At 54.5% G+C, this 11,059-nt stretch carries 9 protein-coding genes; 6 read left to right on the top strand and 3 right to left on the bottom strand.

Annotation, left to right across the window (positions count from 1 at the left end; all coding sequences use genetic code 11):
- The first annotated feature begins 487 nt into the window (after positions 1–487).
- Positions 488–991, top strand: a complete 504-nt coding sequence (locus tag ACYQ11_RS21355; protein WP_459925864.1) for a TIGR03546 family protein — start codon at positions 488–490, stop codon at positions 989–991.
- A 41-nt stretch (positions 992–1,032) separates the two neighbouring features.
- Complete coding sequence (locus ACYQ11_RS21350; RefSeq protein WP_459925863.1) at positions 1,033–2,766, top strand: TIGR03545 family protein; 1,734 nt, start codon at positions 1,033–1,035, stop codon at positions 2,764–2,766.
- 65 nt (positions 2,767–2,831) lie between these two features.
- Here the strand turns inward: ACYQ11_RS21350 and ACYQ11_RS21345 are convergent, their stop codons facing one another.
- Positions 2,832–3,674: an EFR1 family ferrodoxin gene (locus tag ACYQ11_RS21345; RefSeq protein ID WP_459925862.1), complete on the bottom strand. Its 843-nt coding sequence runs from the start codon at positions 3,672–3,674 to the stop codon at positions 2,832–2,834.
- Between the two features lie 120 nt (positions 3,675–3,794).
- Here ACYQ11_RS21345 and ACYQ11_RS21340 point away from each other — a divergent pair, with 120 nt between their 5' ends.
- On the top strand, positions 3,795–4,394 hold the full coding sequence (locus ACYQ11_RS21340; protein WP_459925861.1) for an LOG family protein: 600 nt from the start codon (positions 3,795–3,797) through the stop codon (positions 4,392–4,394).
- Positions 4,395–4,575: 181 nt separating this feature from the next.
- Here the strand turns inward: ACYQ11_RS21340 and ilvC are convergent, their stop codons facing one another.
- A complete protein-coding gene (gene ilvC, locus ACYQ11_RS21335; RefSeq protein WP_459925860.1) occupies positions 4,576–6,039 on the bottom strand; it encodes a ketol-acid reductoisomerase in 1,464 nt (487 codons plus the stop codon).
- 350 nt (positions 6,040–6,389) lie between these two features.
- Between ilvC and ilvY the strand changes: the two genes are divergently transcribed.
- Positions 6,390–7,256, top strand: coding sequence for an HTH-type transcriptional activator IlvY (gene ilvY / locus ACYQ11_RS21330; RefSeq protein WP_459925859.1), 867 nt, complete (start codon positions 6,390–6,392; stop codon positions 7,254–7,256).
- Between the two features lie 258 nt (positions 7,257–7,514).
- Here the strand turns inward: ilvY and ACYQ11_RS21325 are convergent, their stop codons facing one another.
- Complete coding sequence (locus ACYQ11_RS21325) at positions 7,515–9,500, bottom strand: methyl-accepting chemotaxis protein (RefSeq protein WP_459925858.1); 1,986 nt, start codon at positions 9,498–9,500, stop codon at positions 7,515–7,517.
- Positions 9,501–9,755: 255 nt separating this feature from the next.
- On the opposite strand from ACYQ11_RS21325, the gene ACYQ11_RS21320 reads away from it, so the two are divergent.
- Positions 9,756–10,052 carry a type 2 periplasmic-binding domain-containing protein gene (locus tag ACYQ11_RS21320; protein WP_459925857.1) on the top strand — a complete coding sequence of 99 codons (297 nt, stop codon included), beginning with the start codon at positions 9,756–9,758 and terminating at the stop codon, positions 10,050–10,052.
- Positions 10,053–10,433: 381 nt separating this feature from the next.
- Positions 10,434–11,059 (top strand): hypothetical protein (locus ACYQ11_RS21315; protein ID WP_459925856.1); only part of this gene is annotated, 626 nt, incomplete at its 3' end.

Below are 11,059 nucleotides of genomic sequence, written 5' to 3'. Positions count from 1 at the left end.
CGATCACTACCGGATGTTCAGGCACGTCTTCCAGTCCCGCCATGAGAAGAAACCCAAGCCCATTAAAGGGTTGGACGGGATGTATTCCCTCAAGCGATTGCCGGCCTGACGATTTTTTCAACCTCTTCGAGATTTCTGATACATTCCGATGTCGCGTCATCGGAACGCCTGCCCCTGTTTCTCATTTTCATCTTTTATGCGTGTATGTGATTCCCATCCTTCCTGATTATTGAGTTACGATCGGAATGATCAGGTACATCGATTCCAAATGACTGTGTCCGCAACGAACAGGGTGTTGCCGATTGGATTGATGTGACGTTATGGGTTTCTATAACTTAATTTGCATGTCCCCTATAATGAAAATTTATCGATTGAATTTTATCGGGGGGCGGCGTAAGATGGCGAAACCATGTGAGCCGTACGTCTCCGATGTGATCGATCCTGAAACCGGGCACCTGTGGGTGTCTTTTTCCAAGAAGGAGGTTCCATGCTTACCTTGCTGGCCAAGTGCCTGAAAATCCTTAATTCGGAATCCGAGCCCTGGCAGATCAGCCTGGCGCTTTGTTTTTCCATGATGATGGGGTTCACGCCGCTGTTCAGCCTGCACAACATCCTCGTTCTTCTGTGCGTGCTGTTGATCCGGGTGAATATGTCGGCCTTTATGCTGGGGTGGGCCGGGTTTTCACTGATCGCCTACGCCCTGGATCCGCTGTTTCATCCCCTGGGATTGATGATTTTGACCGCTTCCTCCCTGGAGGGTCTGTTTACGCTGATGTACAACATTCCCTTTATTCGGGTATTTCATTTCAATAACAGCCTGGTGATGGGAAGTCTGATCGTTTCCCTGCTGCTGTTTGTTCCGGCCTTTGCGGTGATGCGCATCCTGATATTCCGATATCGGGAAGATGTTGTTACCTGGGTTCAAAAGGTCCGACTCATGCAGATTCTGAAATCGAGCAAGCTGTTTTCCATTTACGATTCACTGTCCTAATCGCGGCGGACGGCTGACGACGCCGTTTCTGGGAGGCCATCATGAAAACGTGGGTTCGCTGGAAAGGACTTGCGGCTTTTGCCGGGGTTCTGGTTCTTCTGGTCGTGTTTTTTAAATTCTATGCCGGTATCGTGGTCGAAAAAACCATCGAATTTGCCGGAACCCGGGCGGTGGGCGCCCGGGTGGATCTGGCCGATGCCGATCTGTCCCTTTTTCCGCTGGGCATAACCCTGACGGGCCTTGAAGTGACGGACCCCGACGCGCCGATGACCAACCTGTTCGAGGTGGCCACCGCCCGGTTCGCGCTCGATCCGGGGGCGCTTCTGCTGCGCAAGACCATTGTCGACACCATGAGCGTCAACGGCGTTCGTGTGAAAACCGATCGCAGGGTTTCCGGTGAAATAATCAAAAAAGACCGGACGACACCCAAACCCGCTTCACCTTCCCCTGAAAAAAAGGCCTGGTCCATGCCCGCCCTGTCCATGCCGGACGTGAAAACGGTGCTGGAAAGGGAGACGCTGAACAGTGTGGCCGAGGCCAGGGCCATCAAAAAGGATCTGGAAAAAAGCCGTGCGGATTTTGAAGGCAAGCTGATGGGTCTGCCGGACAAGGAGAGCTTCGAAGCCTATGAGGATCGGCTCAAAGCCCTCAAGTCCGGCAAGGTCAAGTTGAGCAACGTGCTTTCCCGTGCCGAAGACCTGAAAAAGCTCAAGAAGGATGTGGACGCCGATCTGGCCAAAATCAAGGCGGTGCGAAAAGAACTGAACACTCAGGCGGCGTCCTACCGGGCCCGGATCGAGGCCCTTCCCGGTCTGGCCCAGGCCGATGTGAAACGGATCAAAGAAACCTACGCACCGAACCCAAAGGGCATGGGTAACGTGACGGCGATGTTTTTCGGTCCCACCCTGGCGGCCTGGGTGGAAAAAGGCCTGACCTGGTATAATAAGCTCAAACCCTATTTGCGGAAAAACGAGTCACCCGAGGCAGAGGCCGCCCCGGACAACGAAACCGTTCAGCGGGGAAAAGGCGTGGATGTGGCCTTTCGTGAAAAGGAGCCTCAGCCGGGCTTTCTCGTGCGTCACGGCGATCTGTCCCTTTCTCTGGCCGCAGGGGAGATGACGGGCATTGTCCAGCAGGTGACGGCGGAACAGCATCTGACCGGTCAACCCGTCACTTTGGAACTGGGCGGGACGAACCTCACGAATCTTTCGGAGGCCCGCATCGTGGGCGTGATCGATCGAGTCCGGCCCGATGAGGACCGGGATCGCCTGATGGTGTCGCTGAAGGGCCTGGGCCTGGACGGCAGGGATCTGGCCGCAGACAGTGCGATGGCCGTTCGCCTTGACAAGGGCCTGGCCGATTTCAACCTGGTGCTTGACATTACGGACGGATCGCTGAACGGCCTGTGCAAGGTGACCTTGACGGATCTGTCACTGGTTACGAAAAACGCCGACCCTTCCGATCGCCTGTCCCGGGTTTTTTCCAAGACCCTGGCCGATGTCAGGACGGTTGAGTTGAATTGCGCCTTGTCCGGAACGGTGGATGCGTACAAGGCGGACCTCGGGTCCAACCTGGACGATCTGCTCAAAGACGCGGTTCGGGGAATCGTCAAGGATCTGTCGGACGAATTCACCAACGAATTGACCGCCGCGATTGAGGAACGGAGCGCCGTCGGGGCCCAGGGGCTTGCCGGGGAACTGGATCTGTTTTCAAGCCTTGACCAGGATCTTGAAAAACGCCTGGACGTGGGCCGGGAGGTGCTGAAGGGAATCTGATCGCTTTTTTTGTTATGGTATCAGCCGGGGTCCGGAATGTTTCGGACCCCGGCTGTTTTTTTGGGTCAGGGCAGAAACACGCAGGTGTCGGGTGTTTCAGCGATGGTGGCGACCCGCTTGCGGATCATGCCGGCGAGCTGGTCCAGGGGCATGGCGGATTCGATGGCGTTTTCCGGACATTCCCTCATGCAGCGAAAACAGCCGAAGCAGTGAGACAGAAATACCGGATGGGGATCGAGTTCGATGGCCGACACGGGACAGGCCTCGGCACAGAGACCGCACTGGGTGCAGGTCTCGATGTTGACGGTTTTCCCCATGGCAACCCAGGGCTCGCCGATCCGGGCTTTGGCGGGGTCGGTCAGGGCGGCGGGCAGATAAGACAGAACCTCCAGCTCAAGCGTTTTCACTGTATTGGCTTCGATGGCGGCAATCAGGTCGGAAAGACCGCCGGCCAGAATGGCGCGGTCCTCGTCTCCGGGGTGGCCCTTGCCCACAGGGTCGGCATCCCGCCACATCATACTGTGGACACCCAGCACCTTGGCGGCTCCCACAAGGTTAAATCCCCGATTTATCAAGGCCTGCCCCATCTGCCAGAGAGCCAGTCCGCTGCACGCCTTGCCCCAGGTGACAAAGGGCAGGGCCCTGGCGCCGCCGGTGCTGAGGGCATCGATAAAAGCGGTGACCGGCGGAACGGCCAGATCTTTGTACACGGGGGAGCCTACGCACAAAAGGGCATCGCTTCCGGCGGCAGCCAGCTTGGAAAGAAAGGGCGCCGGATCGTCCTGGCTGCCGATATCAAAGGTGTGGACGGGTACGCCCTTATCCGAGAAAACATCCCCGATCATCCGGGCCGCGGTCCGGGTCGAGCCGCCCGGTGAGCAATAAGCGATAAAAGCGGAAAACGACATGACTACCTCCATCTGGAATTGATTGGAAAAAGACATTGATCCTCATCGGGCTTCGGCGTACAGTGTCCGATTCGAACCATCAGGGATGGTGATTCATATCACGGACGGGAGATCATGGCAATGAAACGAATCTGTGTTTACTGCGGTTCAAGCCCGGGCAAGGACCCGGATTATCTGGCGGGGGCCCGGGCCCTGGGACGGGTGCTGGCCGAAAACAATCTGGAACTGGTGTACGGCGGGGCCCGGGTGGGCCTGATGGGCGCGGTGGCCGATGCGACCCTGGCCCACGGGGGTACGGTGATCGGGGTGATTCCCCGGATGCTCAACAGCGCCGTGGCCCATGAGGGGCTGACCACACTTCACGTCACCGACACCATGCATGAACGAAAAACCATGATGTTCGATCTGGCCGACGGGTTTATCGCCCTGCCCGGCGGTCTGGGCACCCTGGAAGAGCTGTTCGAGGTGGCGACCTGGGCCCAGATGGGGTCCCACAGCAAGCCCTGCGGCCTGTTGAACATCCGGAACTATTACGACAAACTGATTGACTTTCTCGGCCACACGGCGGATCAGGGCTTTGTCCACCGCGAGCACCTGAGCATCATTTCATTTTCCAGCGATCCCGGTCTTCTGCTCGATCAATTCCGGACCTACAGCTCCCCGGCCGATCTGGGACAGGATAAGCTGTCCATGTTCGCGAGAAACGGCGGCGTGGTGTGAGTGGGAAATCCTTTTATAGGGATGGGGGCCAATTGTCGGGTTTCGTGCCTCAACCCGACCTACGATGGGCTGCGGTCTGAACAGCGACGGGGGATAACCTTTCGGTTCGTGCACGATCCTTGTTGAAACGCTGACCCCGCGCCCGGAAGGAGCGGGATCAGCGTGATTCGTCGCCGTGAGGCTAGATGGCTTTCATGTTGGTCATGAACTGACGCAGTTTTTTTCCGATCACTTCGACGGGGTGGTTCCGGATCGCGTCGTTGACGGCGATCAGCTTCTTGTTGTCCACGGTGTTGTCCGCACCGGCCATGCCTTTGCCGATCACATCGGTGTCGATTTTGGCCATGAAGTCTTTCAGAAGGGGAACGCAGGCCTGGGTGAACAGGTAGTTGCCGTATTCCGCGGTGTCTGAAATGACCACGTTCATTTCGTAGAGTTTGTTCCGGGCGATGGTGTTGGCGATGAGCGGCGTCTCATGGAGCGATTCGTAGTAGGCGGATTCGCCTCGCATACCGGCTTCGGTCATGATTTCGTAGGCAAGCTCGACACCCGCCTTGACCATGGCGATCATCAGGATGCCGTTGTCAAAGTATTCCTGCTCGGCAATGGCCTTGTCCGTCAGCGCGGCTTTTTCAAAGGCGGTGTTGCCGGTTTCGGCCCGCCATGTGAGAAGGTTCTTGTCGTTGTCGGCCCAGTCCTTCATCATGGTCTGAGAGAAGGTGCCTTCGAGAATGTCGTCCATGTGTTTCTGGTAAAGCGGACGCATGATGGTTTTCAGTTGTTCGGACAGCTCGAAGGCCTTGACCTTGGCCGCATTTTCCAGTCGGTCCATCATGTTGGTGATGCCGCCGTGTTTCAGCGCTTCGGTGACCGTTTCCCAGCCTTTCTGAACGAGTTTGGCCGCGTAGGCGCTGTCGATGCCTTTTTCGACCATTTTATCGAAGCAAAGCAGTGATCCGGTCTGAAGCATGCCGCAGAGAATGGTCTGCTCGCCCATCAGGTCGGATTTGACCTCGGCCACAAAGGACGAATGAAGCACGCCGGCCCGGTCTCCGCCGGTTCCGGCGCAATAGGCTTTGGCGATTTCAAGGCCGTCGCCGTTGGGGTCGTTTTCAGTGTGGACGGCAATCAGGGTGGGAACGCCGAAGCCGCGCAGGTACTCGGCACGGACTTCCGAACCGGGCGACTTGGGGGCCACCATGATGACGGTCAGGTCTTCACGGATTTTCATGCCTTCTTCCACGATGTTGAAGCCGTGGGAATAGGACAGGCAGGCCCCTTTTTTCATCAGGGGAACCACGCGGTTGACCACGGGCGTGTGGTATTTGTCCGGCGTGAGGTTCAGCACCAGGTCGCCTGTGGGAATCACCTGCTCGTAGGTGCCGTAGTTGAAGTTGTTTTCGGATGCCAGCTTCCAGGGCAGAAGTTTTTCGGAAATTTCTTCGTCACGAAGGGCATAGGTCACGTCAAGGCCGCTGTCGCGAAGGTTCAGGCCCTGGTGAAACCCCTGGGCGCCGCAGCCGACGATGACGACTTTCTTGCCTTTGAGTTTTTCAACGCCGTTGAATTCGGCAGGGTCCATGAAACGGCACTGCCCCAGTTGTTTGACTTTCTGAGAAAAGGGAAGCGAGGTAAAAAAGTTCATGATGGTGCTCCTTCATTTATGTGATGTGAATGACACGGCGGATAGTATATGAATGCATGGTGTTGCGTAAAGTGATTTATTTCGAACATTAAATTGCGTATTATGCAATCATGATGAACTCGTAAAACGTCATCAAAGGATGGCAAAGAAAAACGTTCGAGTTCAAGGCGTCGCGAATCCCGAGGAATGAGGCGTACTTAGGGTACGCCGCAGTGACGAGGGATGACGCGCAACGCAGAAATCGGACGTTTTACGAAGCCATCATAGGCCCATGCGGTTTCAGGGCCATACATAGGGGATTTTACCATGAATGTCAACCGCGCCTGTGGGCGCAACGGTACGGTAACGTTATGAATATCCATGACATGGACCTTTTTCTGGCCCTGTGCAGGACCCGCCATTTCCAGAAGGCCAGTGCACTGTGCAACATCAGCCCCTCCGCGTTCTCCCGCGCCATCAACCGGATCGAGGAGGCGGTGGGGCGGCAGCTGTTTGAACGGAACAACCGGGCCGTGTCCCTGACCCCCTCCGGGATGCTTTTCAAGGACTATGCGGAAAAGATGGTCCGGCTCTGGAAAGAGGGCAAATACGCCTTGGCCCATGGAAAAGAAACCATTGCGGGCGAGCTGAGCATCTATTGTTCCGTCACCGCCGCCTACGGCATCCTGCCCGATATTCTGGACGTGTTCAGGCGGAACCATCCCGATGTCTACATCACACTGAAAACCGGTGACGCGGAAAGCGCCCTTGAACAGCTCAAACACGGGGACACCGACATCGCCATTGCGGCGATTCCGTCCCCGGTACCCGATTTTATCGAACACATCCCCGTGACCACCACCCCCCTGGTCTGGATCTCGTCCAAAAAAAATGCCGTCGGACAAAGCGCCGTCGACTGGCAGACCACCCCCCTGATCCTTCCCAAGCAGGGCATTGCACGGAACCGCTTCGACCAGTGGATCCGCCTGATGAACATCACCCCCCATATTTACGCCGAGGTCACGGGCAACGAGGCCATCATCGCCATGGTCCACCTGGGCTGCGGCATCGGCCTTGTCCCTGAACTGGTCCTTGAAAAAAGTCCGGTGGCCGATATGATTGCCGTGCTTGATGTCGACCCGCCGCTATCCCCCTTTACCATCGGGATATGCGTCAATCGCAAGCGGCAGGGCGTGATTACCGGCGCGTTCATGCAAACCGCCCATGCCTTTGCCTGAGGTGCGTCCGCCGCAGAGCTTTGAATTTGTATGAATTTTATGGTGCACGGGCTTTTTCAGGAACAATATATTCGTTTGCGCATGGCGAGGTCTGTTTCTGGCGTGGGTTAGGTGGGAGGCCAATTTATGAACCTGTCCCGTATTCTTTTATCGTATTCTTCTATTGGGGGCCGCCATCGCGGGTGCTTAGATCAAGACTCGTAAGATCACGAATCTGATCAGCTTATTTCTGTTTCAGGGTATAGCTCAAAAAAGAGGTCAGACCTTAAATGAACGCATCAGGGTTTTTAATTCCTGGGCCAGGCCGGCCAACTGTTCGGCCTTGTGTGACAGGTTTTCTCCACTTTGGGAAAGTTCATTCACAGACCGGTTGACCGAATCCGTTTCACGGCTGATATCCGCCACAGCCGAAGAACTTCTGGAAAGGCTCTCGTTGGTTTCAGCCACTCCGTCGGATAGCTGAGAGATGTTGGTCGAAATTTCCTGGCTGGTAACGGTCTGCTCTTCGATGGCTGCGGCAATGGATATGATCAGTTCGTTGATTTCATTGATAATGGTGTTTGTTTTTTCAATATTTTTGATAGACTCGCCAGTGGCATTCTGGATTCCCGAGACCTTGTCATTGATTTCAAAGGTCGCCTTGGCCGTCTGATTGGCAAGCTCCTTGATTTCACTGGCGACCACGGCAAATCCTTTTCCGGCCTCTCCGGCCCGGGCGGCTTCGATGGTGGCATTCAAGGCCAGAAGGTTGGTCTGTTCGGAGATTTCGGTGATCGATTCCGTCACCCGGCCGATTTCCTGTGCCGAGGTTCCCAATGCCTGGATCTGGTCTGAGGTCGCAAGGGACAAAGACACGGCATTCTGAGAAATCGTACTGGCGTCAGCCGTTCGTTTACTGATTTCACGAATGGTGGCGCTCATTTCTTCCACGCTGCTTGCAATCATGGAGATATTTGCACTGGCCTCTTCCATGGCGGCCGCCACGGCCCCGACGCCTGCGTTGACATCCTCGGTGGAATGCGCGATTTTCTCTGTCATCTGCGATGTCGCATCGGTTTCATCGGACACCGATTTTGATATCTCAAGCATACCCGTTGAGGCATCGCTGACCTTTGAACTGTGGCCGATCCCTTCTTTGATGATGGCATGAAGTTTGTCCAGAAACAGATTGAACGAGGCAGCGAGTCCGCCGATTTCGTCTTTTGACATGACTTTAAGGCGATGGGTCAGGTCGCCTTCTCCTTTAGCGATGTCGTTCAATGCTTCGGCCGCTATCCGTATTGATTTCAAAACAACGTTCAGGGTCAGGTTCAGGATAAAAATCAAGACCATAACGAATCCAGCGAGCATGGCCATGGAAACCGACGTTATTTTTTCAAGGCCTTTCCCAAGCTCTTTTTTTGGGGTCTCCAGGATGACTTTCCAGCCGGTGGACGGTATGGTTTTATAGACGACCAGCATATCGATCCCCCGTTTATTGGTGTATTCGACATTGCCTTTGTCCGTGCCTAAAACTCGATCCGCCACAGTGTTTCGATACTGCTCATCATCCATGTCTTTGATGTTTTTCCCCTCTGTGATGAATGACGTTTCCGGGTGGGCCTTGATGACGCCATCCCTGCCGATCAGGTAACAGATGCTGTTTTCCGTGAGCCGCATGCCGGACAGCTGCCCTGAAAGTTCATCAAGATTGATCCCGCATCCTGCGACTCCGACAGGAGATGATTCTGGCCCCATAAGGATGTTGATGTATGCCATCAGGATGTTCGTTTTTTCAGCGATATCAATGTTGATGTCGATTTTCTTTCCGCCTTTCAGGGTCGAAAAAAACCAGACGTCCCGGGGATTGTCTTCGCTGACGGTTTTGAACAGGCCGTCATGGGTATAGTACTTTTTACTGTTCGCCGTAACCATGAAGACAAAATCTGCGCCCTGCTTCTTGACTTCTTTTAAAAAATTCATGGCATCGTTCGTGGCGCCGTCCGGCTCTCCGGCATTGAGCCATGATATGAGGAAGGGGTTGTCCGCCACCAGTTTCGAGATGCTGACCGCTTTGCTGATTTTTGATTCAAAGGTTTCAGCGATATAGTTGACACTGGTTGGCGCCTCTCGTTCAACGATCCGGTCATAAATGGTGTTAAACGAAATTCGTGTGCTTGTTATCACGGAGACACTCATCATGACCACAACAATCAGGACGATACTCACCATTAATTTGAGTTTGATGCTCATGTTTTTTAACATCTCGTGCCCCCTGTGAATGGTTCGATACGAATAAAACGATTTGATTCAGTGTAATGGTCTGTGTGGTGGATATTGAGAAAAATTTCTATTAAAATATCAAATATATAAAATGACGTCAATCGATAATGATCCTTTGGAATGAGTTGCTGGAATGATCAACAATATGAAAAATCAGCCCGTGTTTTTGGCTGTAAGGAGAACAGGGGGAATTTTTACTGCCCGATATTCTGGACGTGTTCAGGCGGAACCCTCCCGATGTCTGCATCAAACTTAAAAACCGGTGACGCGGAAAGCGCCCTCGGTCAGCTCAAACACGGCGACACCGGCATCGCCATTGCGGCGATTCCGTCCCCGGTGCCCGATTTTATCGAACACATCCCCGTGACCACCCCCCCCTGGTCTGGATCACGTCCAAAAAACAGTCCGTCGGACGCGCCCCCGCTTGATATCGCCCCGCCCCTTGCCCCCTTTACCATCGGGATATGCGTCAATCGCAAGCGGCAGGGCGTGATTACCGGCGCGTTCATGCAAACCGCCCATGCCTTTGCCTGAGGTGCGTACGCTAAAGAGCAATGAAGGGAGCCGGGTGCGTCACGGTGTGACATCATGATTGTTTACGTCCTCGCGGCCGAACACGTGAGCGGCATGAACGAGTCCTAAACACTGGCAAACCCTTCAGAGCCGGCAGCCTTGCTTCGAGCGGGGTCTTATGCTAATTTTCGAGGGGTTAATTAAACGTTGATGGCTTCGTAAAACGTCCGATTTCTGCGTTGCGCTTCATTCCTCGTCACTGCGGCGTACCTTAAGTACGCCTCATTCCTCGGGATTCGCGACGCCTTGAACTCGAACTTTTTTCTTTGCCATCATTTGATGACTTTTTACGAGTTCATCAAACGTTGACAGGGAATAAACGACACAATGGAAAGGTGATTTATGAAAAATGTGAGACGTGTCAGCTTCTGCTCGTTTGTGTTGGCGCTTGTTTTTTCAAGCGCCGCGGCCTCCGCACAGCAGATTGAACTGGATAAATACCTTTATTCTCCAGGTGAAGCCATCACTGTTTCTTTTAACGCGCCGAATAATTTCGCCGACAACGCCTGGATCGGCATCATCCCCTCCCATATTCAGCACGGCAGCGAGGCGGTCAATGACAGCCATGATCTGGCGTATCAGCATCTGAAAAAAAGAACCTCCGGAACGCTCACGTTCAAAGCACCGTCAACGGAAGGCTCCTACGACTTCAGGATGCACGACACCGACAGCAACGGACGCGAAGTCGCATCGGTTTCGTTTACTGTGACATCAACGATATCTGCCGGATATCCCACGTTGACGCTGGATAAAACCACCGTCAAACCCGGACAGGACATCCAGGTTCATTTTACGGCGGCCGAAAATTTCGCCGACAACGCCTGGATCGGCATTATCCCCTCCCATGTCCGGCACGGCAGCGAGCCGGAAAACGACAGCCATGATCTGAGTTATCAGCATTTGAGAAAACGAGCCTCCGGCACACTGACGTTCAAGGCGCCCTCAAAGGAAGGGGCTTACGATTTCAG

It is taken from the genome of Desulfatiferula olefinivorans, from assembly GCF_054657895.1.
This window is presented reverse-complemented; position numbering and strand designations above follow the sequence as displayed.

What these genes read in the sequence shown, in the direction of transcription:
- ilvY (WP_459925859.1), top strand. Translation starts at nt 6,390, where the DNA reads ATGAATATCCATGACATGGACCTTTTTCTGGCCCTGTGCAGGACCCGC.
- ACYQ11_RS21325 (WP_459925858.1), bottom strand. Translation starts at nt 9,500, where the DNA reads ATGTTAAAAAACATGAGCATCAAACTCAAATTAATGGTGAGTATCGTC.
- ACYQ11_RS21345 (WP_459925862.1), bottom strand. Translation starts at nt 3,674, where the DNA reads ATGTCGTTTTCCGCTTTTATCGCTTATTGCTCACCGGGCGGCTCGACC.
- ilvC (WP_459925860.1), bottom strand. Translation starts at nt 6,039, where the DNA reads ATGAACTTTTTTACCTCGCTTCCCTTTTCTCAGAAAGTCAAACAACTG.
- ACYQ11_RS21320 (WP_459925857.1), top strand. Translation starts at nt 9,756, where the DNA reads ATGTCTGCATCAAACTTAAAAACCGGTGACGCGGAAAGCGCCCTCGGT.
- ACYQ11_RS21355 (WP_459925864.1), top strand. Translation starts at nt 488, where the DNA reads ATGCTTACCTTGCTGGCCAAGTGCCTGAAAATCCTTAATTCGGAATCC.
- ACYQ11_RS21340 (WP_459925861.1), top strand. Translation starts at nt 3,795, where the DNA reads ATGAAACGAATCTGTGTTTACTGCGGTTCAAGCCCGGGCAAGGACCCG.
- ACYQ11_RS21350 (WP_459925863.1), top strand. Translation starts at nt 1,033, where the DNA reads ATGAAAACGTGGGTTCGCTGGAAAGGACTTGCGGCTTTTGCCGGGGTT.